The 26,473-nt window shown below is 36.9% G+C and carries 22 protein-coding genes and 1 pseudogene; 19 read left to right on the forward strand and 4 right to left on the reverse strand.

From position 1 onward, the window contains the following. Positions 1 to 10: 10 nt before the first annotated feature. From atpH to P4S65_RS04580, 8 genes are all read left to right on the forward strand, one after another. Positions 11 to 544 (forward strand): F0F1 ATP synthase subunit delta, encoded by a 534-nt coding sequence (gene atpH, locus P4S65_RS04545; RefSeq protein WP_007377663.1) that lies wholly within the window; start codon positions 11 to 13, stop codon positions 542 to 544. 14 nt (positions 545 to 558) lie between these two features. After that, positions 559 to 2,100 carry a F0F1 ATP synthase subunit alpha gene (gene atpA / locus P4S65_RS04550; RefSeq protein WP_004335270.1) on the forward strand — a complete coding sequence of 514 codons (1,542 nt, stop codon included), beginning with the start codon at positions 559 to 561 and terminating at the stop codon, positions 2,098 to 2,100. Between the two features lie 60 nt (positions 2,101 to 2,160). Further along, positions 2,161 to 3,021: a F0F1 ATP synthase subunit gamma gene (atpG, locus tag P4S65_RS04555; RefSeq protein WP_033031118.1), complete on the forward strand. Its 861-nt coding sequence runs from the start codon at positions 2,161 to 2,163 to the stop codon at positions 3,019 to 3,021. Positions 3,022 to 3,054: 33 nt separating this feature from the next. Then, entirely contained in the window at positions 3,055 to 4,440 is a 1,386-nt protein-coding gene (gene atpD / locus P4S65_RS04560; protein ID WP_007377665.1) for a F0F1 ATP synthase subunit beta, read from the forward strand. A 13-nt stretch (positions 4,441 to 4,453) separates the two neighbouring features. Then, positions 4,454 to 4,876, forward strand: coding sequence for a F0F1 ATP synthase subunit epsilon (locus P4S65_RS04565; RefSeq protein WP_007377666.1), 423 nt, complete (start codon positions 4,454 to 4,456; stop codon positions 4,874 to 4,876). 164 nt (positions 4,877 to 5,040) lie between these two features. Beyond that, positions 5,041 to 5,385: a winged helix-turn-helix domain-containing protein gene (locus P4S65_RS04570; protein ID WP_337119658.1), complete on the forward strand. Its 345-nt coding sequence runs from the start codon at positions 5,041 to 5,043 to the stop codon at positions 5,383 to 5,385. A 117-nt stretch (positions 5,386 to 5,502) separates the two neighbouring features. Beyond that, positions 5,503 to 7,161 (forward strand): transcriptional regulator, encoded by a 1,659-nt coding sequence (locus P4S65_RS04575; protein WP_337119659.1) that lies wholly within the window; start codon positions 5,503 to 5,505, stop codon positions 7,159 to 7,161. Between the two features lie 653 nt (positions 7,162 to 7,814). After that, positions 7,815 to 7,964: a hypothetical protein gene (locus P4S65_RS04580; RefSeq protein WP_337119660.1), complete on the forward strand. Its 150-nt coding sequence runs from the start codon at positions 7,815 to 7,817 to the stop codon at positions 7,962 to 7,964. 1,538 nt (positions 7,965 to 9,502) lie between these two features. On the opposite strand, the gene P4S65_RS04585 is transcribed toward P4S65_RS04580, so the two are convergent. Both P4S65_RS04585 and P4S65_RS21860 read right to left on the reverse strand, forming a co-directional pair. Continuing rightward, positions 9,503 to 10,544 (reverse strand): IS3 family transposase gene (locus tag P4S65_RS04585; RefSeq protein WP_337119661.1). Its coding sequence is split into 2 segments (ribosomal slippage): positions 9,503 to 10,289 and positions 10,288 to 10,544, totalling 1,044 coding nucleotides; the frame shifts between segments, so codons are not numbered across the junction. Positions 10,545 to 10,950: 406 nt separating this feature from the next. Beyond that, positions 10,951 to 11,079: pseudogene (locus P4S65_RS21860) on the reverse strand (hypothetical protein); the annotation flags it as partial. A gap of 358 nt (positions 11,080 to 11,437) precedes the next feature. Between P4S65_RS21860 and P4S65_RS04590 the strand changes: the two are divergent. The 11 genes from P4S65_RS04590 (at position 11,438) to P4S65_RS04640 (ending at position 24,018) form a co-directional block, all read left to right on the forward strand. After that, positions 11,438 to 11,779, forward strand: a complete 342-nt coding sequence (locus P4S65_RS04590; RefSeq protein WP_096794047.1) for a hypothetical protein — start codon at positions 11,438 to 11,440, stop codon at positions 11,777 to 11,779. A gap of 2 nt (positions 11,780 to 11,781) precedes the next feature. Further along, positions 11,782 to 13,026 (forward strand): HlyD family secretion protein, encoded by a 1,245-nt coding sequence (locus P4S65_RS04595; RefSeq protein ID WP_096794046.1) that lies wholly within the window; start codon positions 11,782 to 11,784, stop codon positions 13,024 to 13,026. Next, on the forward strand, positions 13,026 to 15,239 hold the full coding sequence (locus P4S65_RS04600) for a peptidase domain-containing ABC transporter (protein WP_096794045.1): 2,214 nt from the start codon (positions 13,026 to 13,028) through the stop codon (positions 15,237 to 15,239). Before P4S65_RS04595 ends, P4S65_RS04600 begins: the two co-directional genes overlap by 1 nt. A 3,621-nt stretch (positions 15,240 to 18,860) precedes the next feature. After that, positions 18,861 to 19,958 carry an ISAs1-like element ISPsesp1 family transposase gene (locus tag P4S65_RS04605; RefSeq protein WP_337119635.1) on the forward strand — a complete coding sequence of 366 codons (1,098 nt, stop codon included), beginning with the start codon at positions 18,861 to 18,863 and terminating at the stop codon, positions 19,956 to 19,958. A gap of 502 nt (positions 19,959 to 20,460) precedes the next feature. Next, positions 20,461 to 20,634: a hypothetical protein gene (locus tag P4S65_RS04610; RefSeq protein ID WP_157770561.1), complete on the forward strand. Its 174-nt coding sequence runs from the start codon at positions 20,461 to 20,463 to the stop codon at positions 20,632 to 20,634. A 269-nt stretch (positions 20,635 to 20,903) separates the two neighbouring features. Beyond that, entirely contained in the window at positions 20,904 to 21,563 is a 660-nt protein-coding gene (locus P4S65_RS04615) for an ATP-grasp domain-containing protein (protein WP_337119662.1), read from the forward strand. A gap of 257 nt (positions 21,564 to 21,820) precedes the next feature. Then, complete coding sequence (locus tag P4S65_RS04620; RefSeq protein ID WP_096794043.1) at positions 21,821 to 22,009, forward strand: hypothetical protein; 189 nt, start codon at positions 21,821 to 21,823, stop codon at positions 22,007 to 22,009. 114 nt (positions 22,010 to 22,123) lie between these two features. Next, positions 22,124 to 22,306 (forward strand): hypothetical protein, encoded by a 183-nt coding sequence (locus tag P4S65_RS04625; protein WP_096794042.1) that lies wholly within the window; start codon positions 22,124 to 22,126, stop codon positions 22,304 to 22,306. 200 nt (positions 22,307 to 22,506) lie between these two features. Further along, positions 22,507 to 22,650 (forward strand): hypothetical protein, encoded by a 144-nt coding sequence (locus P4S65_RS04630; RefSeq protein WP_157770560.1) that lies wholly within the window; start codon positions 22,507 to 22,509, stop codon positions 22,648 to 22,650. Between the two features lie 10 nt (positions 22,651 to 22,660). Next, the gene (locus tag P4S65_RS04635; RefSeq protein ID WP_157770559.1) at positions 22,661 to 22,831 is read left to right on the forward strand and encodes a hypothetical protein; all 171 of its coding nucleotides are present in this window, start codon (positions 22,661 to 22,663) and stop codon (positions 22,829 to 22,831) included. Positions 22,832 to 22,977: 146 nt separating this feature from the next. Further along, positions 22,978 to 24,018: an IS481 family transposase gene (locus P4S65_RS04640; RefSeq protein ID WP_096792469.1), complete on the forward strand. Its 1,041-nt coding sequence runs from the start codon at positions 22,978 to 22,980 to the stop codon at positions 24,016 to 24,018. A gap of 33 nt (positions 24,019 to 24,051) precedes the next feature. Here P4S65_RS04640 and P4S65_RS04645 read toward each other — a convergent pair whose 3' ends face one another. Both P4S65_RS04645 and glmU read right to left on the reverse strand, forming a co-directional pair. Then, positions 24,052 to 24,648: a hypothetical protein gene (locus tag P4S65_RS04645; protein WP_337119663.1), complete on the reverse strand. Its 597-nt coding sequence runs from the start codon at positions 24,646 to 24,648 to the stop codon at positions 24,052 to 24,054. Between the two features lie 275 nt (positions 24,649 to 24,923). Further along, positions 24,924 to 26,282 (reverse strand): bifunctional UDP-N-acetylglucosamine diphosphorylase/glucosamine-1-phosphate N-acetyltransferase GlmU, encoded by a 1,359-nt coding sequence (glmU, locus tag P4S65_RS04650; protein WP_096794040.1) that lies wholly within the window; start codon positions 26,280 to 26,282, stop codon positions 24,924 to 24,926. Between the last annotated feature and the right edge of the window lie 191 nt (positions 26,283 to 26,473).

A 26,473-nucleotide genomic window follows, 5' to 3' on the forward strand; every position in this document is an offset into this window, starting at 1 on the left:
GGGTATGAGCATGTCTAATTTGACTACTATCGCTCGCCCATACGCTAAAGCGGCTTTTGAACTTGCCGTTGAGAAAGGCACTCTAGAAAGCTGGAATGATATGTTGTTCTTTGCAGGCCACGTAGCCAGCAATGAACAAGCATCATCTGCTTTAGCAGGTATGCCTACAGCTACTGCACAAGCTGAATTATTTATTCAACTTTGTGCTGAGCAGCTCAACGAACAAGGTCAGAACCTAGTTAAGGTGATGGCTGAAAATGGACGTTTGACAGCTCTACCTGAAGTTGCACAGTTATTTGCTGAATTTAAAGCACAATACGATAAAGAAATCGAAGTAGATGTGATTTCTGCAACTCCTCTTGTTGCTGCGCAACAAGAGTCATTGGTAGCGGCACTTGAAAAACGTTTCGCACGCAAAGTTAAGCTGAATTGTAGTGAAGACGCGTCAGTGGTTGGTGGGCTTATTATTAGGTCTGGCGACACTGTAATCGACGGTACTATTCGCGGTAAATTAAGCCGCTTAGCTACAACACTACAATCGTAATTGGGAAAAAGAGCATGCAACTTAATTCCACTGAAATTTCAGATCTGATCAAACAACGTATTGAGAAGTTCGAAGTTGTAAGTGAAGCTCGTAACGAAGGTACTATTGTATCTGTTACTGACGGTATCATCCGCATCCACGGTCTTGCTGACTGTATGCAAGGTGAAATGATTGAGCTTCCTGGCAGCCGTTATGCTATCGCACTAAACCTTGAGCGCGACTCAATTGGTGCAGTAGTAATGGGTCCGTACGCTGACCTTACTGAAGGCGTAAAAGTATATACAACTGGTCGTATTTTAGAAGTTCCTGTTGGTCCTGGTCTACTTGGTCGTGTTGTAAACACACTAGGTGCTCCAATCGATGGTAAAGGCGCTTTAGATAACGACGGGTTTGAACCTGTAGAAAAAATTGCACCAGGTGTAATCGAGCGTAAGTCAGTAGATGAGCCAGTTCAAACTGGTTATAAATCTATCGATGCGATGATTCCAGTTGGTCGTGGTCAACGTGAACTTATCATCGGTGACCGTCAAACAGGTAAAACTGCACTAGCAATCGATGCAATCATCAATCAAAAAGACACAGGCGTTAAGTGTGTGTACGTTGCGATTGGTCAAAAAGCATCTACTATTGCAAACGTAGTTCGTAAATTAGAAGAGCATGGTGCACTAGCAAATACTATCGTAGTTGTTGCATCTGCTTCTGAATCTGCGGCACTTCAGTACTTAGCACCGTTCGCGGGCTGTACTATGGGTGAATACTTCCGTGACCGTGGTGAAAACGCATTAATCGTATATGATGATTTGTCTAAGCAAGCAGTTGCTTACCGTCAAATTTCATTACTACTTAAGCGTCCACCAGGCCGTGAAGCATACCCAGGTGACGTATTCTACCTTCACTCTCGTCTTTTAGAGCGTGCATCGCGTGTAAACGCAGATTACGTTGAAAAGTTCACTAATGGTGAAGTGAAAGGTAAAACTGGTTCATTGACGGCATTGCCAATCATTGAAACTCAAGGCGGCGACGTTTCTGCGTTCGTACCGACTAACGTTATCTCTATCACCGATGGTCAGATCTTCTTAGAAACTGACTTATTCAACTCAGGTATCCGTCCGGCAGTAAATGCTGGTATCTCGGTATCGCGTGTTGGTGGTGCTGCACAAACTAAAATCGTTAAGAAACTAGGTGGCGGTATCCGTCTAGCCCTAGCTCAGTACCGTGAATTAGCTGCGTTCTCGCAGTTCGCGTCTGACCTTGATGATGCTACTCGTGCTCAACTTGAGCATGGTGAGCGTGTAACAGAGCTAATGAAGCAGAAACAGTACGCGCCAATGTCTGTTGCTGAAATGTCTTTGTCGTTATTTGCCGCTGAAAAAGGCTTCCTTCAAGACATCGAAATCGCGAAAATCGGTGACTTTGAAGCAGCTTTACTTTCTTATGCAACTAGCACATACGCAGAGCTTGTGGCTCAAATCAATGAAACTGGTAACTTGAATGCCGAGATCGAAGCGCAGCTTAAAGAACTTCTTACGAAGTTCAAGTCTACGCAAACTTGGTAATTTAGTTATTAATGGTGCGCTTTAGGAAACTAAAGCACACCTTGATTCGGAGAGAGAGTCATGGCCAGCGGAAAAGAGATTAAAAGCAAGATCGGGAGTATTAAAAACACTCAAAAGATCACTAGCGCAATGGAAATGGTTGCTGCGTCTAAAATGAAAAGGGCGCAAGAACGCGTTGCTTCAAGCCGTCCATACGCTAATAAATTACGTGAAGTAATTGGTCGTGTTGCTCAAGCAAATCTTGATTTTACTCACCCGTTCTTAAAAGATCGTGAAGTAAAACGAGTTGGTTATATTGTTATCTCTACAGACCGTGGTCTGTGTGGCGGTCTAAACTCAAACGAGTTTAAGAAAGTTGCACTTGATGTTAAAGCGTGGAAAGAGAAAGGTGTTGATGCTGAATTTGCTACTTTAGGTAGTAAGGCAGCTGGCTTCTTTCAACGTTTTGGTGGTCAACTACTCGCTAAAAAAGCGGGCCTAGGAGATAAACCTTCAGTACAAGACGTTATTGGTCCTGTAAAAGTTATGCTTGATGCATTTTCTGAAGGCAAAATAGACCGTTTATTCTTGGTATATAACAAATTCGTTAATACCATGAAGCAAGAGCCAATTATAGATCAGTTACTCCCTTTGCCAAAAGCTGAAGAAGAAGTATCTGCTCACACATGGGATTACTTATACGAGCCAAACCCAGAGGCTATTTTAGAGTCTTTGTTAGTACGCTTTATTGAGTCTCAAGCATACCAAGGTGTGGTAGAAAATGCTGCCTCAGAACAGGCTGCTCGTATGGTTGCAATGAAAGCTGCAACTGATAACGCAGGTGACCTTATGGACGAGCTACAGCTTGTTTATAACAAGGCTCGCCAAGCAGCAATCACACAAGAAATTAGTGAGATTTGTTCTGGCTCAGCAGCAGTTTAATGCTTCAGGTAAAGATTAACGAGAGGAATAGACATGAGTTTAGGTAAGGTCGTCCAAATTATCGGCGCCGTTGTGGATATTGAATTTCCACAAGATAGCGTGCCAGCGGTATACCACGCACTAAGAGTAACAGATGGCGATTTAGCTGGTTTGACTCTAGAAGTTCAACAGCAGCTAGGTGGCGGTGTAGTGCGTACTATCGCTATGGGTACTACTGATGGTTTACGTCGTAGTGCTTTAGTTATGAATACAGGTGAATCGATTCAAGTTCCAGTTGGTAAAGCAACGCTTGGTCGTATCATGAACGTACTTGGTGAGCCAATTGATGAAGCGGGTCCAATCGGCGAAGAAGACCGTATGTCTATTCACCGTGCAGCGCCTTCATACGAAGAGCAATCAAGTTCAGTTGAACTTTTAGAAACTGGTATTAAGGTTATCGACCTTGTATGTCCGTTTGCTAAAGGTGGTAAAGTTGGTTTATTCGGTGGTGCCGGTGTTGGTAAAACTGTAAACATGATGGAACTTATCCGTAACATCGCAATCGAGCACAGCGGCTACTCAGTATTCGCAGGTGTTGGTGAGCGTACACGTGAGGGTAACGATTTCTACCATGAGATGAACGATTCAAACGTACTTGATAAAGTATCGCTTGTATACGGCCAGATGAACGAGCCTCCAGGTAACCGTTTACGCGTAGCGTTAACAGGTCTTACTATGGCCGAAAAGTTCCGTGACGAAGGTCGCGATGTACTTTTCTTCGTAGATAACATCTACCGTTACACTCTTGCTGGTACAGAAGTATCTGCACTACTTGGTCGTATGCCATCAGCGGTAGGTTACCAGCCTACACTTGCTGAAGAAATGGGTGTGCTTCAAGAGCGTATTGCTTCAACTAAGACGGGTTCAATTACATCAATCCAAGCGGTATACGTACCTGCGGATGATTTAACAGATCCATCTCCAGCAACGACCTTTGCTCACTTAGACGCAACAGTAGTACTTTCACGTGATATCGCATCACTTGGTATCTACCCAGCGGTAGACCCACTTGATTCATCTTCGCGTCAACTTGACCCACAAGTAATTGGTCAAGAGCACTACGATACAGCACGTGGCGTTCAAACAGTTCTTCAGCGTTACAAAGAACTTAAAGACATCATTGCAATCCTAGGTATGGACGAGCTTTCTGACGAAGATAAGCAACTTGTATCTCGTGCACGTAAAATCCAACGTTTCCTATCTCAGCCATTCTTCGTGGCAGAGGTGTTTACAGGCGCGTCTGGTAAATACGTATCACTAAAAGATACAATTGCTGGCTTTAAAGGCATCTTAAACGGTGAATTTGATGATATGCCAGAGCAAGCGTTCTACATGGTTGGCTCTATCGAAGAAGCTCAAGAAAAAGCCAAAGGCATGTAACTAGGAGGGTAGTATGACAGCTATGACTGTACATCTTGACGTAGTAAGCGCTGAGCAGAGTTTGTTCTCTGGTCTTGTTGAATCGATTCAAGTATCTGGTAGTGAAGGCGAGCTGGGTGTAAACCTAGGCCATGCTCCATTACTAACTGCCCTTAAACCTGGTATGGTACGTTTAGTTAAGCAATTTGGTCACGAAGATGTGATATATGTTGCTGGCGGTACATTAGAAGTTCAACCAAATCACATCACGATTCTTGCAGATACTGCGGTTCGTGGTGAAGATTTAGATGAAGATTCTGTACAAAAAGCTAAACGTGAAGCTGAAGAACATATGGCGAATTCGTCAGCTGTTGAGTTTGATTATCAACAAGCGGCTACGCGACTGGCAGAAGCAGTTGCTCAGTTACGCGTAATTCAGCAATTACGTCACAAGTAAGCCTATCCGGTTTTAAAAAGCCCACTTTATGTGGGCTTTTTTGTGACTGTTCAGATGACATTACTTTATATAGCTGTTAATCTCTCGTTAATGTTTTCCCATTTGAAACAGTTTAAACATTTTTTATTCTCAAGCTGTGATATGGATGTTGGGTTATAACAATTATGAAAGAAGTAAATTTCCCCCGTAGTGTCAAAGAAATCAAGTTTGGTGCGTGGAGCCTTAATCCAAAACTTCAAATAATTTCTGATGGTGAAGTAGAAAGAGAATTGGAGCCTCTTCTTTTTAAAATCTTATGTTATTTGATCATAAATAAAGACGAGATTATTACCCGTCAAGATCTTGTTGATGATGTTTGGTGCCAACACTATGTTGATGACAACGCAATTAACCGAGCAATGTCAGAACTTAGAAAAGTCCTAAAATCTGAAATTCAACGCGGTTTAGTAGTAAAAACACACTACAGAAAGGGCTATAGTTTTTTTAGAGCCGGAAGTTATTTACTATGAAGACGAATCTTTGGCTTTGGGCCAAGTTAGCGCATTAAAAGAAACACCTAATAAAAAACAAAAAAGTTAATAGTGCTAATAGCCATGTTAATTTTAGGATTTTTTAGTAGTATCTTCATGCTTCAAAGCATACTAAATCAAAATGGCAATAAACAAAAAGATACGTTATCAAAGGTTGAAACAAAAAGCTCAAAGATTGTAGAGAAAAAATTTAACGAAGAAACGCTTTCTTGGCTACAGGGAGTGTATAGTCGAATGATACTTTCCCCAGACAGCTCAACTGTCGCACTTTCATTCCTTGAAGAAGATCAATCATATTCAGCACTTTTATTAAAAAACTTAAATACCGGGCAAGAGAGAAAAATCTCAGAAGTAAACGCTAATATATTCCCAGCAGGTTGGTCAATTGATAGCGAACGTGCAATTTATAGTTTAGAAACTGAAGGTAAATGTGAGCTGTGGGAGGTTGGTTTAACAGGTAATGCTGATAGTAAATTTTTATTCGAGTGTGAGCCTTCGCATCAAGTAAACGCTTTAAGTTTAGCTAACAACTCTTATATTTACTCAAAATATGGTTACAGGAAGCGTTCAGAATTGTCAGCCCTTGTTAATCGAAACTTAAGCACAGGTGATGAGTTTCAAATAAGTTCGCCAAACTTAAATTCGTATGGAGATAAGCTTCTCTACTTTATAAAAAGTAAAAACAAAATTATATTTGAAAGACACCAATTTAATTCTAGTGAATTATATATGACGGATTTGGAAGGTGGCGCACAAATAAAACTATACGAGACTAAGAGTAGAATATGGTCAATTAATTACCAAAATGAAACAGATTCATTGTTGTGGTATGACAATAAAGAAGAGATTTTTTACGAATACTCATTAAGAAATAATCGTTTAGAAAGTAAGACAAAAGTGGATAGTGAAAGTGTTTACTCAGTAACCTATCCAATTGATAATAAAAATATTTTAGGGCTTACTTACCCTTTTTCTCATAATATTTACAGGTTCGATTTAACTTCTAAAAACTTTGAACGTGTATCAAAGCTAGAAAGTGGCTTTGCAAATATAGTTGGAGAAAATGTTGTTTTTTTAAGTAGGGATGGGGGATTAATTAAGTTAAATACAGTATTCAAAGACGGTAAGGTCACGTCTAAAAAGGTAAATTTAAGATATAAGGACTTTAAAATATCTTCTGATTCCCAAGAAGCCCTTGGTATTAATAAAAATGAAATAGAAATACTCAGATATGAAGATTTATCGGTTAAAGATGTCATTACCCCAAAAGGTAATTTAATCTCGGTTAATTATTTGCAAGAAAATAATATTGGCTATATTGTACAAGGTAAAATTACTACGAATAGTACTGCTTATATTTTTAACAGGAGCAACTCTAATAGTATATTGTTGCCAGTAAAAAATGCTGTATGGTTTGGCCAGTTACTTGATAATAAACTCGTTTTTTTGAATAATCTAGATATGTTGATATTTTTCGATTTATCTACAGGGGAGCAAACAAAAGGTTTTAAAGTTAAACAATCAGCTTATAAACACTCTTTATCAATAAGTCAAAATAAACTTTATCACTCAACGGGGAAAGCTGTTTACGAATATGATTTTTCTGAAGGCATTAAAGTTATTCCTAAAAAAGTATATGAAGTTAATAAGACCGAAGAACTCATTTTAAATGTTAATTCTTCGAGTACAGTAAATACCCTATCATTAGAAGTATCAGAGTTAGTGAATAATGAACTTGTGAGGTTATCACTATAGAAAAAATAAATTACTGTTTTGTAAGGTGAGCGCTATATATCAAAATTAGTACGACTTAAATTTGATTGGTTTTTCCAAAGAAAACTCCTTTGTATCTTTATATGTAATAACTTAATTGGCTGTGACTTTGTGCGTTTTCTATAGAACACATACTTGTTACTTAAAACACAAAAGTTGACTGAACAGATTGGTGCTTAATTTAATCTTGCTGTTTATTTCTGGATAAAATCAATTTTATTTAATATCTTTAACTTTTGAGTTACTCGCTAATCTAATTTCTTTTAATTGCAAAAAGTTAAGGTTTTAATATTAGACTAAAGCCCGAAAAATTCTATTCAAACTTAACGCAGTATTTTTTGCATTTAATTTGAGGTTTTAATGCTAGAAAATGTGGCATTACTTAGGATGTAAGTTTACTGCGTTTTGGTAACTGCGAATTCAAGTCTATAATGTACAACTAGCTAAATTAAGTCACACACTCTAAGTGTATTTCAGATAACTTCAGTTGTTTGTAATAAAGTTATTTCCCTAGACTCTAGTTCTGTCACGTTGCTCTTGCATAATCTATTTGTCCATTACTGTGCTTAATTTTATACCTCTGCTAATGTACTGCCGGAGCAATCCATTAAGCTTTAGACTCAAACTTTGTTCTCATGATGATAAAGGTTGCCGAAGTAAATATTTGCTTTGAGAATGCGCAACCGCGTACAGATAATATTATTACGGCGGGCCTCAATATTTATAGTGCTTTGAATGACTTTCAAGCACTTTCTAACTTCTCTATGACTGAAACCCTAGCGTAAGTAGGGAACTATTCGGTATCCCTCGAAAAACTGCTTGTAACGCATGATAATTCTTATTTTTTCTTGGCAAGTATCATCAACGATTAGTTTTTTTTCAGCGTTTAAGCATGAGTAGTACGGTTATTAGAGTAATTCGGAAGCTATATAAATTTAAAGGGATATGCCCAAAGTATGGCGGTACTTTGGGCTACATGTGCGAGAAATGCAAATGCAATAAGGAAACTAAATACTATCGCTCATTTAAAAATAAAACAAGTTTTATCTTATGCCAACCTTTTCACTTGCTAATGTTTATAATTTAATTAATTTCAACAGCTTAAGTCTAATTGTTATGCTGTTAAATAATAATTAATAATTACATTTTTTATATTTTTAGGATAAATTAATTCGTGTTCACGAAAAACGATAACAAATACTAATAATAGGATTAATATTTATGAAAATTGTATTAAAGAAAAAAACTTAAAAGTACTAAAATCAAAAGAGTTGAATGCAGGAAATCTTATAGCATTAGATCAAACTAAGATGATAAACGGTGCAACAGGGATAACGATTGTAAGACCGACTATGACTGATTCTCCTGTTGATATGTTATCTTCTGTTTCTCGTTTATCTGATTTAATAAAGTAAGGGGGGTTTGTTAATAGTCAATCTATATACTGCAATTTCATTTTCCGCTATTTTTAATATAAATACTCCCGAGCTTCAGGAGTATTTATATTCCAGAGAGTCAGGGAATATTAGTGAAGTTTATGTCAAAAACGGGGATCTCGTTAATAAAAAGGACCTATTAATGGCGTATGATAATTATGAGTCAAAAAAGTATGTTTACTCTACCTTAAAGGGCAATGTCATATATGGGTCAAGGTTAGAAAAAGGTGATTTTTTTATAAGGGGGAGCTACTTTTTAAAATTAAAAACGAAGAATTTTACGGTGTACTTTCCCTTAGTGATAAAGATTTAGATAGCATTACCTCTATAAAGCGAGGGAGCTATTTATGTTCAGACGCATATGACTTTCGTTTTAAGGTGGTAAAGGTAGAAAATTTATCTGTTTTAGTCTCAATTAAGTTTTTAGATGAGAATTCAGGCATGAAAAATAAGGGGGTTAATGAAGCTTTTTACAGCTGCAATTAGTTTTGCAGATACTATTTGGTTTTCAAGAGAGTAAGCGTTCACCGTAACCATTTAAGCTTATTTAGGTCGACTAGTCTGGACTTTTTAGTTAAGAAGTTCCCTCTCCACTGATAAACTTTTATTTGCTAAATGTACTTGTTCTAATTAGTTTTACTTTGTATAAGTGGCTGAATATTTTAATAAAAAATCTGGTTGGCTTATTTACTAAATTCTCAAAGTTATACTTCAAACTATCTAAAAAGCATTTTATAGTAGTATATATTTACATATCCACGTCACCCTTTCTTAAGGTGTATTTAACAACAACTTGTGGAATTGCTGGCTTATGCTGTGAACTACTCACCCAACCTATGACCACAGAAAGTTATAGCCTTTGTTAATATCCGGTAATCCCCCCATTTTTAATGGAGGCTATCTGTAGAATTTCCGTTGTTTAACTTTTCCAGTTTTTGTATGGGTGTTATGCCACCTATACCCATGTTAGGGCGTTGATTATTATAAGTCCATAACCAATCGGTTGCTTTATCTTGTAACTCGCTAATATCACTGTAAATATAATGACTTAGCCAGTCATACCTAACCGTGCGATTAAACCGCTCTACATAAGCATTTTGTTGCGGGTTACCTGGTTGAATAAATCGTAATTCAATATTATTATTTAACGCCCACTCTGCTAATTTATGGCTAATATATTCAGGCCCATTGTCACACCTGATAGCTTTTGGCTTACCACGCCATTCTATAATTTGATTGAGTGAGCGGATAACACGCTCAGCGGGGAGTGATAAGTCAGCATCTATTGTGAGTCCTTCGCGATTGAAATCATCAATCACATTGAACAAGCGACACCCTCTGCCATCAGATAATTGGTCGTGCATAAAATCCATTGACCAACATTCGTTAATGGCCTCAGAGACAGCCAATGGTTCAGGCTTCTCCCTTGTTAGGCGTTTTCTAGGCTTTATTCGCAGATTCAGCTCAAGCTCACGGTAAATACGATAAACACGCTTATGATTCCATGTGTAGCCTTTAACATTGCGTAAATATAAAAAACATAAACCGAATCCCCAATTACGCTGACATGTTTCACTTATCATGAAAGTACGACAGGCTAAGACAATACTCATTTTATTTGTGCTAACGACTTCATGAGCCAAGACTTTGCGCTCAGAAGCCTTTACCACTTTTTGCCATTGCCTCTTGAATGACCTCAGATTTTAGCCGCTCTTCAGCATACATTTTCTTTAAACGGCGATTTTCATCTTCAAGCTCTTTCATTCGTGTCATTAAAGGCGCATCCATGCCGCCGTATTTAGCGCGCCATTTATAAAAGGTTGAGTTGCCCATACCATGTTCACGGCATAGCTCAGGGATCGGCACGCCGTTTTCGGCTTGTTTTAAAATGGCAAGGATTTGACTGTCTGTAAAATGTGCTTTTTTCATAATTTTCTCCTGTCTTTACAATAAGAGAAAATTCCATATTTGGCTTCTATTATTTCTTGGGAGAATTACCGCTTGTGTTTAAATAGTTACCTTAAACTACTTCGCATACTTTCAAATAGTCATCGCATACGTCTGTAAAACCTTAAAGTATATGTTGATAAAGTTGCGTCGTACTTCCCCAAAAGGACAAGCCTACATGGCTTTGACCTAAAATCGCTAAAAACTAAATGATCGAACTAGAAGGATATTAAACTATTTAACTCCTAATGATATTATTTAAAACATGTTGCACTGACCACCTGATATCACCCTGACCTTAGTTAGTATTACTTTTTGAATTCGTGATTTAGCGTTTTTTCATCTATTTTTACTTACCCCGTTCAAATTCATCCAAAGTAATCCCTTGCTACTTAGTAATTGCTTTATATTTCCATCTGTAAAGTGAATTGTTGGTGACGCGAAGAGGCTTAGCAGCTTTTACAGTACTGTAGCCTCGCTCTTTTATTATTAAAATAGCTTTATCTTTAAAAGCTTCTGGGTAGCTTTTGTATTACTTTTTTAACTTATATTTTTTCTTTAATTTATTGGCATTAATGCCAATAAATGAAGCGTCCAATTAAATTAGACCCAAACAACTATTGAGATGAGACTTCTTTATGTATTCCTTTCGAAATTTATATCCGTAAATATGTTTATCATATTAGCAAAGCAAACCTAGTCACTATTACTAGCTTATTTTAAAATAACTTTTTATCTTAAGTGACTGAAAAAAATAATTTTTTAAATTATCCTTACATTTGCTAAATGAATAATTATCTGTGAATATAAATTCCATCGAATCAGAGGGCGGCAATAAAAACCCTCTTTAAAAGTTAAATAATTTGGAGTTTACTATGACGCTTAATGAATATTTTAGTAGTTACTATGCATTAATCTGCGATGGTAGCTTAGATGATCTAGAGGATTATTTTTGTTCTGGCTCCCCTTTATTTAATGCAACTAAGCAACAGTTTGAAACACTAAGAAAGCAATTTGATTTTAAGTTTACTTTGCAAAATGTTGCATTAATTGCAAAGCAAGACGACTTATTAGTTGTAAGGGATGTAGTTAATTTTAAAGCAGAGATAGATGGTAAAGCTATAGATAAAGTGTCGAGCAATTTACATTCGCTAGTAAAAGAGTCAGGTGAATGGAAATTACATTGTAGTACACCACTACCTGAGGCAATGGCGTAAATATGTCTGATTTATTTCGTAAAGAAGCGATTGACCATCAAGGACAAAAACTTGATGGGGAAGTAACTATAGCAACTCATATGTCTTTTAAATGGATCCTGGGTTTAATTTTAGGAATTGTTGTTGTTGGCTTTACATATCTTGTATTAGGTGAATACCACCGAAAAGAAGTTGTTTCCGGTTATTTGCGGCCAACAACAGGGCTATCTAAAGTCTACCCTTTAACAACCGGTGTTATTGATGAAATTTTTGTTGAAGAAGGGGATCATGTCGCAAAAGGGCAGTTATTAGCACGGATACGCATAGAAAGGTTACTGGCCTCAGGCAACGACATTAATGATGTGATTGTGAGTGAGTTAACCAAGCAAAAGCAATTTTTAAATGAAAACTTACAAAATCAAAAGTTATTAGCTGAAGTGAGTCTTGAAAAATTAGAATCTCAAATAGCGAGTACGACTTTTCAGGTGGAGCAGGCCCAAAAACAGCTGACATTATTAGAAAAACGAGTTGTTTTGAGTAAGAAGAGAGTTGCTGATACGGAGTCGCTCATAGAAAAACAATTTGCTTCTAATGCTGATTTAGAGACGGTAAAAGATAATTATTTTGCGATTCAGCAACAAGCAGAAGATTTAGAAGCGCGTTTACTCACGCAAAAAGAGTTACTCAGTCAGTACCAGTTTGAATTAATACAAATGCCGATGAATCAACAAGAGATTGAATCACAGCTACGTTCTCAATTAGCTAATATAAATCAGCAGATTAGCCAAGCTGAATCACAAGGTAGTTATGATGTTCGTAGCCAGCGTAGTGGACGCATTAGTAACTTGTTGGTTAAACCTGGAATGATGGCGCAATCAAATTACCCATTGATGGCTGTTTTACCAGAGGACACAAAATTAGAAGCCGTTCTTTTTGTACCCACAAGAGCATATGGATTTGTGCAGAAAGGACAAGGTACACGCATTCGTTATCAAGCATTTCCGTACCAACGCTTTGGTATATATGACGGAGTAATAAAAAGTGTATCTAAATCAATACTTTTACCAAATGAGACTGCTTTACCCGTGTCGCTTCAAGAGCCTATGTACCAGGTGGTAGTTGAGCTAACAAATCAAAATGCGCAAGCTTATGGGGCTTCAGTTCCTTTACAAGCAGGCATGTTACTAGAGGCCGACATTATGGTAGATAGTCGTTCGCTGTTTGAGTGGTTATTTGAGCCAATATATAGCATTAAGGGAGCAGTATAATGGAAAACCCAATGCATTTATTAAGATTTAGTGGAGTAAAAAGACTTCCAGTAATCTTACAAACAGAAGCAGCTGAATGTGGATTAGCAAGTATTGCAATGGTTGCTGCGTATTATGGATATAAAACTGACTTAACAAGTTTACGTCAAGAGCATGAAATATCTTTGAAAGGTGCCAACCTTGAAGAGCTGATGCAAATAGCAGATAAGTTGAAGCTGAGTTCTCGTGCTTTAAGATTAGATTTAGATCATTTATCGCAGCTTAAAACTCCCTGCATTTTACACTGGGATATGAATCATTTTGTAGTACTTAAAAAGGTAACTAAAAAGTCAATTGAGATACACGATCCGGGTTTAGGTGAACGCAAATATACAATGGAAGAGTTTTCTAAACACTTCACGGGTGTTGCATTGGAATTGAGCCCAACAGAAGAGTTTAAGTCAGAAGATTCACGTGTAAATTTAAAGTTATCTGATTTTTGGAGCAAGGTCACAGGTTTAAAGTCAACGTTAGGTAAAGTGTTTGTTTTATCACTATTACTGCAAGCATTTGCAATAGCGAGCCCTTACTACATGCAGCTTGTAGTTGATGAAGTGATTTTAAGCTACGACCAAAATCTACTCGCTATTTTAGCAATTGGATTTGGCTTGTTGATGGGAATAGAAATGGTCACGGGAGCTGTACGGAGTGTTTTATTATTGCACTTTGGTAATTTAATGAGCATACAGCTTGGTGCCAATCTATTTCATCATTTAATCAGATTACCATTACAGTATTTTGAAAAACGGCATATAGGTGATGTCGTCTCTCGGTTCGGCTCACTGCAACAAGTAAAGGAGTTACTTACTAAAGGAGTAATAGAGGCGGTTATCGATGGTGTGATGGCTATCGCAACACTTATTATGATTTTTTTATACAGCCCAAAGCTCAGCGTCATCGTTTTAATAGCGATAGCCATTTATGCCGTGTTTAGAATTGCAATGTATCGTCCACTTCGTCAAATGTCAGAAGAGGTAATAGTAAACCAAGCCAAAGAGCAATCGAACTTTATGGAAACCGTTAGAGGTATCCAAACGATTAAACTGTTTGGGCGAGAAGTTCAAAGACAAAGTGTATGGCATAACAAGTATGCAGACAGTTTGAACTCAGGAATACGTGTAGGACACTTAAACATAGGCTACGAAGCATTTAATAAAATTATCTTTGGTCTTGAAAATGTTCTAGTTATTTACTTTGCAGCCATGCTGGTCATGGAAGGTGATTTAACGGTCGGTATGTTGTTTGCCTTTATGGCTTATAAACGCCAATTTGTAGAAAAAATGGCGAGCTTAATCGAAAAAATAATCGAATTTAAAATGCTTAGCCTTCATTTTAACCGCCTAGCTGATATTTCTTTAACTGAGAAAGAGCAAAATATTCAAGGCAAAATGAGTGGTAAGAAAATCAGTGGCAACATAGAGCTTAAAGGCATTAATTACCGATACAACAAAAAAGAAGCACCGGTATTTAAACACTTAGACCTATCAATTAAAGCCGGAGAGTCAGTCGCCATTATTGGCCCGTCGGGTTGCGGTAAAACCACACTTGCAAAGTTAATGCTTGGATTGTTTGAACCCGACGAAGGAAAGATTGAAGTAGACGGTGTTGATATTAGACAGCTAGGACTTGGTCAATATAGAACGCAGATTGCAGCTGTAATGCAGGACGACCAGCTTCTATCAGGCTCAATAGCTGACAATATATCGTTTTTTGACCCAGAGCTCGATATGCAACAAGTTGAATGGGCGGCTAAAATTGCAGCTATAGATAACGATATTTTACAAATGACAATGGGCTACAACACACTTGTTGGTGATATGGGAGCTGCGTTATCGGGCGGGCAAATACAGCGTTTATTACTTGCAAGAGCTTTGTACAGAAAACCTAAAATTCTGTTTATGGATGAAGCAACAAGTAATTTAGATACAAAGCTAGAGTTTTCGGTAAACGAAGCAGTAAAAAACCTAGATGTGACACGTATTATTATTGCACACAGGCCTGAAACAATAGCCAGTGCAGATAGAGTTATAGAGCTTAGGTATGGTGAAGCAATAGAAGTAGATAAGCCTGATTTAGGTTCAAGAACTAAAGCTATAAAGAAAATAAATAGCTTAAATATTGAAAATGAAGAGTTTATAGATACAAGTTCAGATGGCAGTTTTTTAATAAGTTAATTAATAAAAAAGGAGAAATAAATGAAAGAGTTAAATGTTGTTCAATTAGAGAAAATAAATGGTGGTTGTGATGTAGCAGTAGATAGATCTCCACCTACTTTTATAGAGATTATTTTAGACCTCATTGCTAGATAAAAATGAAAATAATGAAGAATATAAATGGAGCTCAAATAAACAACGTCAATGGTGGTATGTCTATAAATCCAGCCTTTATTGGCCTTGCAATATTTATATTATAAAAAATTATGCTTCGATTGTAGCGTAGATAAATTAAAGCGTTGGAGATTAAAAGTGAAATTATTAAATTGTACAGAAAGCTTAGAAGCAACAGGTGGTGCAGTTTCTACTGGAAGCAGACCAGTAATATGTGGCCCTATTGAAATACCAAAATCTAATCAGACTTACTAAAACACAATAAACTTAAAATAGGAAAATATCATGAATGAATTGAACATAATGCAAGTGAAAGAAGCTAATGGTGGCATTGTAGATGGTGGTTGTGTAATTGGACCTAAAGTCCCAACTATTCCAAAGATTTTTCAATAGGAGAGGTATATGAAAACATTAAATATAGTTCAGTTGGAAGTAGTGAGTGGTGGTGTTTCAACGGTTTATCATGAGGGTGCATGGCTGCAAGCCATTAGAGATCTAATGAATCAACTTAAATAATATAAATAGGTAGCCAATAAAAATGAAAGAATTAAATACGCATCAAGTAGAGCAAGTTAATGGCGGTAACCCACTAGCAATAATGTTTCTAGCTGGTTTGGCAGGTGGTTATATTTACGAAAAACTTCAATAATAAGGAATAAAGATGCAAGAACTTAACGCAGTACAGTTAGAAGAAGTGAATGGTGGTAATGCACTTTGGGCAGCATTTAAAGCTGGTTGGGAACTAGGGCGTTTAATCGCGAAGTAATAATACTAATTGAAAAGGATATAAGAATGAAAGAATTAAATACGCATCAAGTAGAGCAAGTTAATGGCGGTAACCCACTAGCAATAATGTTTCTAGCTGGTTTGGCAGGTGGTTATATTTACGAAAAACTTCAATAATAAGGAATAAAGATGCAAGAACTTAACGCAGTACAGTTAGAAGAAGTGAATGGTGGTAATGCACTTTGGGCAGCATTTAAAGCTGGTTGGGAACTAGGGCGTTTAATCGCGAAGTAATAATACTAATTGAAAAGGATATAAGAATGAAAGAATTAAATACGCATCAAGTAGAGCAAGTTAATGGCGGTAACCCACTAGCAATAATGTTTCTAGCTGGTTTGGCAGGTGGTTATATTTACGAAAAACTTCAATAATAAGGAATAAAGATGCAAGAACTTAACGCAGTACAGTTAGAAGAAGTGAATGGTGGTAATGCACTTTGGGCAGCATTTAAAGCTGGTTGGGAACTAGGGCGTTTAATCGCGAAGTAATAATACTAATTGAAAAGGATATAAGAATGAAAGAATTAAATACGCATCAAGTAGAGCAAGTTAATGGCGGTAACCCACTAGCAATAATGTTTCTAGCTGGTTTGGCAGGTGGTTATATTTACGAAAAACTTCAATAATAAGGAATAAAGATGCAAGAACTTAACGCAGTACAGTTAGAAGAAGTGAATGGTGGTAATGCACTTTGGGCAGCATTTAAAGCTGGTTGGGAACTAGGGCGTTTAATCGCGAAGTAATAATACTAATTGAAAAGGATATAAGAATGAAAGAATTAAATACGCATCAAGTAGAGCAAGTTAATGGCGGTAACCCACTAGCAATAATGTTTCTAGCTGGTTTGGCAGGTGGTTATATTTACGAAAAACTTCAATAATAAGGAATAAAGATGCAAGAACTTAACGCAGTACAGTTAGAAGAAGTGAATGGTGGTAATGCACTTTGGGCAGCATTTAAAGCTGGTTGGGAACTAGGGCGTTTAATCGCGAAGTAATAATACTAATTGAAAAGGATATAAGAATGAAAGAATTAAATACGCATCAAGTAGAGCAAGTTAATGGCGGTAACCCACTAGCAATAATGTTTCTAGCTGGTTTGGCAGGTGGTTATATTTACGAAAAACTTCAATAATAAGGAATAAAGATGCAAGAACTTAACGCAGTACAGTTAGAAGAAGTGAATGGTGGTAATGCACTTTGGGCAGCATTTAAAGCTGGTTGGGAACTAGGGCGTTTAATCGCGAAGTAATAACACTAATTGAAAAGGATATAAGAATGAAAGAATTAAATACGCATCAAGTAGAGCAAGTTAATGGCGGTAACCCACTAGCAATAATGTTTCTAGCTGGTTTGGCAGGTGGTTATATTTACGAAAAACTTCAATAATAAGGAATAAAGATGCAAGAATTAAACAAAAGTGAAGATCAAGTGGTAGGTGGTACAGTTGCGTTATTAGTAATTGGAGGCCCTGTAATGGGTAGTATAGTTCATTACGTAGTACAAAAATAATTTTAAGAGGTATAAAAATGAAAGATTTAAATAAAGACGAAATTTTAGTTGTAAATGGCGGAAAGTCAGTGATAGAGAAAGTTTGGGATAAAATTCAGGAACTCTTAAAATGAAAGAACTAAATACAGTGCAATTAGAAGAAGTAAATGGCGGAAAGTCAGTTATAGGGAAAGTTTGGGATAAAATTCAGGATCTCTTAAAATGAAAACTTTAGATAAAAAAGAAGTATTAAAAATTAACGGTGGCGCTAAAAGTTTAGCGGATAAAATCGACGAAATTTTTAATAAAATGGTTGGTATTTTTGAAACCGAAAAATAGTATTACCCCTCTTGGCGGAGAAGTAATATTAACTTATTGCGAGAAATAAGATGAATAAGGAGCAGATATGCTCCTTTTTTTGCCATCAAAAACTGCGAGCTTTAATATACAACAAAGGGCAGGTAATCCCCCCATTTTTAACGACGACCAGCAGTTGAGTTTTTCAAGTTTTTTATTGGTGTTATATCATCTAAGCCCTGGTATGGTAATAGTCCCATAAGTTAATTATTATTTAACCTTGTTTAGGTAATGTGATATCCAAGCTTTGGCTGCAATCAAAGCCTTTTATACAGTGGTTCGATTGAGCTTAGACTCTTCTATTGAGAGACCGTTAACAAGTAATAACGCTGTATAAATTCCAAGTATTAAACTCTGATTACTAATGGACTCTCAAGCTAAATAGCTGAGCTTATTGCCGGCGCTTACTATTCTTATCTATTGTGCTTTAAATTGTTAGGGGCTTTCATCACCAGGTTACTATAGCTTCCTATCAGGGTAATAATTTACTAGGCCATGCTCTTCTATAGTTATCATATTGGTTACTTCGGTTTTTCGTTGGTAAGCGGACATACATTTACATTTTGAGCCAGTGATTGTCGATTTATTTATAAAATAGATCCTTTTTATGGTGATATATTAAGTCACCCCTTACTAAATAACTTAAGATGACAGAGTAATTCAAAACCTTTCCCTTTAGCAGGTATTTTTAGCACTTTATTGATATTGCGGTTTTTATTCTAAGCTTGATTCAATATGTGATTTTACTGCTAATTACTAATCAGGGCGGGATCACACTTTGTAAATAAACAAATTTTATGATCTAATACCATAAATTTCATAACCTTACACTTATTATGTCACTCTTCTCACATTTAGAACTCGTCAAAGATAATCGTTCACATATAAATCAACACCATAACTTAGTTGATGTGCTTTTTCTTATTATTACTGCCGTTACATCAGGGTGTGAAAACTGGCAAGATATTGAAGTCTATGGCGAAAGTAAGCTTAATTGGTTAAGAGGATTTCGTTCTTTCAAAAATGGCATACCCACTCGACATAGTATTGCTCGGATTTTTAGAACCGTTGATACTGACTCATTACTACTCGCGATGTATAGCTGGGTCAATCAAAACCGCGTTAAATCAGCGCATCCTGTCATTGCCTTCGATGGCAAAACTATTCGCGGAGCAAGTAAACACATTGCTGATAAATTACACCTCGTTTCAGCATTTGATTGTGAGGCAGGTCTCACATTATTCCATCAAACAGTTGGCAGTAAGACGAATGAAATACCGGCAGTTCGGGATTTATTGAAAATACTCGATATCAATAACACCGTCATTACACTTGATGCTTTGCACTGCCAAAAAGAAACGCTAAAACAGCTAATTAGCAGACATGCAGATTATCTAGTGCAAGCAAAGGGTAATCAAAAGAAACTTTATAGCGCGATTCAAGATGCATTTACACACCAGTATGAATCTGAAAACTCAGAGATACTTAGTCATGTAACACAAGATGCAGGGCATGGGCGAAAAGAAGTACGCACGATAGATTGTCTTGATGCGCGTTTATTACCGAGTGAAATTAAAGAGAGCTGGCCATCAGTTAGGACAATCGTTGCGGTGCAGCGAGAGCGAACGAAGGGTAATAGAACGAGTATTGACACACATTACTACCTAACATCGCTGACAGACAATATATTGATAAGTAAAGCAATAAGACAACATTGGCTGATAGAAAATCAGCAACACTGGATACTGGATGTCGTATTTAAAGAAGATGCCTGTCAAATACATGAGCCATTAAGTGCGCAACATATGGCACTATTTAGACGCGTCGTTAGGAACATGATAAAGCAGCATACGAAAAGCAAGGGGTCAATAAGAAGTAAGTGTGTAAGAGCTTGTTATGATGATGCTTTTAGAGAAGAACTTCTTTTTGGTTAACATTTTTAACAAAGTATGCTCGCGCCCTGAATTACTAATCAAGACTTTAAATAATAGTTTTAATGAGAATCCCAGTTGAATTTGCCGATTAAGTTTTCGATAAAACCCTTTTACGAATCATGCTTATACCTATAAAAAAGCGTTTACTTTATTCATGAATAGTCATTTCCTGAACTTTAAACATTGCTACTCATAGTTGAAACGGCCCCGCTCAATTCACCAACTAATTAAACAATATGCAGCGCTTACAAACCACGCTATTTCATATTTAGAGCATAAAATGAAATTATAATAAAATAACATTTAAATATAAAGTGTTGATTTACATTGCTTTATGTTTTTTTTGGTTTTTTGCAATCTTTAAAAAATAAACTCATTATTAATCCCGTCGAAAACATTGAGCGACATGAATTTGAATTCTAAACCAGTAATTGGCTGATTTAATATGCATATTTGAAAGCGTAGTTGTTGCAGCCAAAAATAATAAAATAGGAATAACAAAATGGCTAAGTACTTCCAATCAGAATATGAATTAGAGCGTTTTTTAGATAAGCAAATTGCAGCCGACTGTATTGACAGTTATTTGGATTCAGACGGTGTTATAAGTAATAGCTGCCAAATATTTAATATCGCGGAAAGCGACATAAGTAATTTAGATTATTACACACTTAACTAATAGGGTTTATAAATGGCTTATATTGTTATTGGGCAGTCACATGATGAGCATGCCCAGCAAATACTTGAAAAGTTAAAAATGCGTGGTGTTGAAGCATACTTACTGCAAACACATGACTTTCCAAAAAAATAAAGTTTAGTTTTTCACCTAATGATGGCAATGGCAGTTTAACTTTAAGATGCGGCACGCTGATTAATTTAAGTGATATTAAAGCCGTGTTTTGGCGTAGCTTTTCGGGTGTGTCCGATGAGGAGACTCGAGCCACTTATATGACTGAGCAGGGTATTGCAGCAAAGGATAGCATGGCCTGTTTAAGAACATGGTTTTACTTAGACAATAGCACTAAGTGGGTTAATGGCTGGGAGGCTTTTCAGCATCATCAAGAAAAACCCTATCAATTACAAAAAATAAAAAATTTGGGCGTTAAAATTCCACAAACCTATGTTGGTAACAACATAGAAGATATAAAGTTTGCATATAAAAATTTAGAGCAAAGTATTTTTAAGCCTGTTTTCGGTGGCGCGCATACTGAAATGTTAACAGAGTCTCACTTAGAAACAGAAAGAGTAGAAGCAGCATTGGCTAAATCACCCATTACAGTACAAGAGTTTATTGCTGGGACAAATATACGAACTTATGTAGTTGGTAAGCGTGTTATCTCCATTGAGCTTAAAAGCGACATGGCTGATTTTAGAGAAGATGATGATGCAAAGCTGATAGTGATTGATACACCTGAGTTAATAAAGAGCCAAGCAAAGCATATTGCTGAAGAGTTATACCTTAATTGGACTGCTATAGACTGGCGTAGGAACGAAAGCGGTGAGTATTATTTTTTAGAAGCAAACCCTTCTCCCATGTTTATTGGTTTTGAAAAGCAATCAGGTATTCCAATGTCTGATTATATAGTTGATTACATGTTAGAACATTAATAATTGATAAAAAGGAAATATATATGAAAGAGTTAAGTATTGTTCAACTAAAAAATGTAAATGGTGGCCTAGGTTGGGACGAAAATGGTAATTGGGTCGACTGTTTGGGTCAAGTTATTAGAACTTTAACCCGGTAATCATGTAAGTAGCTAAACACAAATATTAGTTTTTTACTGTTATGTGAATTCTTGGCGGGGTATCACATAATAAAAACTGGCAATAATGCCATCAATGAGAAAGTAAATAAGGAAAAGAAAATGCACCCATTTTCATTAGAAAAAACACAAGAAGAGCAAGTTGTAGGTGGCGTTGTTGCCTCTAAAGTTACTTATTTTGGCGGTTGTACAGAGGATGGCGGTGGGATCAATCCTACAGACCCAATTACAATGGCTATCCCTGAAGATGGCAACGACCCTCGCCCATTTCCACCTGAAGAGTGGATGTAAGTAAAAACTGTATAGTTAAAGACAAGCTTTAACGTTACGTGAGTTCTTGGCGGAGTATCACGTAATAAAAACGGCAATAATGCCATCAATGAGAAAGTAAATAAGGAAAAGAAAATGCACCCATTTTCATTAGAAAAATCACAAGAAGAGCAAGTTGTTGGCGGTAAAGGTGATGTTAATTTTACTCTAAGCCTTAAGGAGGATGGAGGCCCTGGAGTCCCTGGTGGGCCGATCACTATGGCGATCCCTGAAGACGGTAACGATCCACGTCCATTTCCACCTGAAGAATGGATGTAATTTTCTTACTTATGGGTGTAGTAATACCCGTATAAAGCAAAGTTAAAATTCACTTTTATTAATACTTAAAGGTAAAAACATGATTGAGTTACAAAATAAAGAAATGATAGCAAATATTTTTGGTGGAGTGTATATGGATGAAAATGGTAATGGTTGTATTCCACCATTTATTGTTATTCAGCTGTAACCGGTGACAACGTATGAAATTGAATAAAAGAAAACTTAAACAGTTACAAGAGTTCAATGTAATTGATATTAAAATGACAGACAAAGTTGTAGGTGGTTTTTGCCCCCCAACAGTTATTACTTGTAGCCCTGAAACCATCAATAAATTAGAAATGTAAGGAAAATATTATGAATATTAAAATGAATAAAAAAGCTATTAAAAACCTTTCTCAACAAGGCCGTAGTGCTAATGTTGCTACTAAAGAAGTTGCGGGAGGTGCACGTTATCCGGTTGAGCAACCAACAGGTAATATGTTTACTCTAAATTCTTGTGGTATTGTTTGTATCTCAGAAATGTAAGACATTCCACTGCACTTCAAACCTAGACAGTAGTAAGTTGTATTAGTTCAGACAAGATCTGACAATTCAACTTGAAAAAGTGAGAGTTACCCGTTTTGATAAAGGTGTCGAATCTTTAAATCAAAACAAACAAAAAGGTAACTCTCATGTTGCATACTAACAATCCAATCATAAAACACAAAGCTGGTTTACTTAACCTTGCCGAAGAACTAGGCAATGTATCAAGAGCCTGTAAAGTCATGGGCGTATCACGAGATACATTTTATCGTTATCAAGAACTCGTTAATGAAGGTGGTATTGATGCATTAATCGAAAAGAACCGCCGTACACCAAATATAAAGAATCGCGTTGACGAAGAAACAGAGCAAGCCGTCATTAACTATGCAGTTGACTATCCTGCTCACGGTCAACATAGAACCAGCAATGAGCTTCGTAAGTTAGGCGTGTTTGTCTCAGGTAGTGGTGTTCGTTCAATCTGGTTGCGTCACGATTTAGAAAACTTCAAAAAACGATTGAAAGCATTGGAAAACAAAGTCGCTAATGAAGGCATTATTTTATCTGACGCTCAAGTTGCTGCGCTAGAAAAGAAAAAACATGACGATGAAGCCTGTGGTGAAATTGAAACAGCGCATCCCGGTTATCTTGGCTCACAAGACACATTTTATGTTGGTAACCTTAAAGGTGTTGGTCGTATCTATCAACAAACCTTTGTGGATACCTACAGTAAAGTCGCCTTTGCGAAGCTCTACACAACGAAAACGCCAATTATAGCGGCTGACATGCTCAATGATAAAGTATTGCCTTATTTCGAAGGTCATAAGTTACCTATGCTTAGAATATTAACTGACCGAGGAACTGAGTATTGTGGGCGAGTTGAGCATCATGATTATCAGCTATATTTGGCAATTAACGACATCGACCATACAAAAACGAAAGCAATGTCCCCGCAAACAAATGGTATCTGTGAGCGTTTCCATAAGACGATTTTAAACGAGTTCTATCAAATCACATTCCGCAAAAAGTTGTACGATTCAATGGAAGAACTACAAAAAGATCTGGACGAATGGATGGATTACTACAACAATGATCGGACTCATCAAGGAAAAGTATGTTGCGGTCGAACACCACTTGAAACATTACTGGATGGAAAAACGGTTTGGGCAGAAAAGAATTTAGCTCAAATCTAAACTAACAGTCACCATTAGAAAAATGGGTAACTGTCAGATCAAGTCTGAGCTAGTACAGGCAGTAAAAGCTATACCTACACTGACAACAATAAGGAGAGGTATTGCAGCAGTAGTAACAATAATGGCCCCAGCAAAAGCGGTTGCAAAATAAGTAACTGCAAATGTTGTAGCTATAGCAGCTCCAACAACTGCCATATCGACAGCTATACCTGCGACTAAGTCATGCCATGTTTTTTGATCATTTAAAAACAAATCTACACTGTGGAATGTAACTGAAATTAATAAACTAACTACAAAGCCTCCTTTCATTGCTTTAGAGGCTTCTAGCTTGCCTACGCCGATAGTAAAAAGCCTAGGATTACTTGCTAAATAATGAGTTCCAGTTAAATGAGCTCTGATACCAGGGTAAGAAGTGATTATAATAGCGGGGGAGCCATTATATATTTTGATTTTAAACTTACCAAACGTATTACCTTGGCGCTTCATTACTTCTGCAATAATGACTAAAGCTTTAATATCATCAAATAGAGGATATAGACCAGCCCCTGCTTTCAAAGGATCTTTAATTCGTTTCCATTTACTTGATAGTGAATTATGCTCTTCCAGTAACTCATCAAGCCAATCAACCACTTCTGAACGAAATTTACCTTGCTTCATCTTTACAGAGATAATGTAGTCTACAAACTCTCTGAGTTCATTTGAATAAGAGTGTGGTTATTACCTGATAGAATGCTTTTTATTTGGCTTTGACGTTGCCTTTCGGCAATAGCACGGCGAGCATGAGCTGACATATAACACTTCCTTGAGTATATTTTTTAATCCGTTAACCATAAGTTTAAATAATAGTCAAAATATAAGCAATAAAAAAGCGAGTATATAACTCGCCTTAAAAAGGTGTTGGCTTATTATTTTTTAACTGGGCGTTTCCAACCTGTTAAATTACGCTGTTTAGAGCGTGCTATTGCTAATTGGTCATCTTCAACGGTACTGGTGATCACAGAGCCTGCACCAATTGTTGCAGTTGCACCTATATTTACTGGGGCAACAAGTGATGAATTAGAACCAATAAAAGCATTATCGCCAATAATAGTTTTTGATTTATTAACACCATCGTAGTTACAGGTAATAGTACCCGCGCCAATATTCACTTTTTCGCCAATTTCAGCATCACCTAAGTAACTTAAGTGGTTGGCTTTTGAGCCTTTGCCTAAACGGGTTTTTTTCATCTCAACAAAGTTACCAATGTGTGAGTCTTCTTCCATTACAGCGCCTGGGCGAAGCCGAGCATAAGGACCCAACGTACACTTATCTGCAACTGTGGCATCTTCAATCAGCGTATTAGCTTTAATAATAACGTTATCGCCTATGGTACAGTTTTTAAGGACACAGTTAGGGCCAATTTGTACATTGCTACCAAGGGTTACATTACCTTCAAAAATAACGTTTATATCAATAAGTACATCTTCACCGGTGGTAACTGTTCCACGCACATCAATACGAGCAGGATCAGCAAGTGTTGCACCATTTAACATTAACTCTTGCGCTTGCCATGCTTGGTAAGCGCGCTCAAGACCAGCAAGTTGTACGCGGTTATTTGCGCCCTCAACTTCCATTGCATGATCTGGCTGAGCTGAAGTAATTTCTACACCTTCACTGTGCGCCATTGCAACGATATCTGTTAAGTAGTACTCGCCTTGTGCATTATTGTTAGATAAGTTACCCAACCATGTTTTTAATAGCTTACCGTTAACAGCCATAATGCCTGTATTTACTTCGTTAATAAGTAACTGCTCTGAGCTTGCATCTTTTTGCTCAACAATACCGACTAACTTACCACCGGCACGAAGCATTCGACCATAGCCATTTGGGTTTACCAAATTTACCGTTAATACCGCTAAACCATTTTTAGGTGTTGCGGCTAATAAACGCTCTAGTGTTGATTGTTTTGTTAGCGGTACATCACCGTATAAAATCAATACTGTGTCTTCATCGTTAATATGAGAGTTGGCTTGCGCTACTGCGTGGCCAGTACCGAGTTGTTCTGCTTGGAGTACCCAATTTACATCGTTATCGGCAAGTTGTTGTTGTAATAGTTCGCCGCCATGTCCATAAACTAAGTTTGTAGTCGTTGCACCTAATGCCATCACATTATCAATAACGTGCTGTACCATTGGTTTACCTGCAACTTTGTGCAAAACTTTAGGTAGAGCAGAGCGCATGCGAGTACCTTTACCCGCAGCAAGAATAACAGTTGTTAGAGCCATTAAAACAATTTCCTTTTTTCGTTGTTTTAGCTAAATAAGTCTTATGTTTGTGCAGAAGATTACGTAAATCACTTCTTGTGCAAATACTCAGTAGGTTAGTTTATTAGTACTGAATCTTGACTGAAAAACACACTTAATTGAATAGCGTTATTGTAGCGAGGATTGGTAAAATATATAAGCGCGTTTAAAGG

It is taken from the genome of Pseudoalteromonas sp. B131b, from assembly GCF_037162545.1.
GTDB classification, from domain to species: domain Bacteria; phylum Pseudomonadota; class Gammaproteobacteria; order Enterobacterales; family Alteromonadaceae; genus Pseudoalteromonas; species Pseudoalteromonas fuliginea.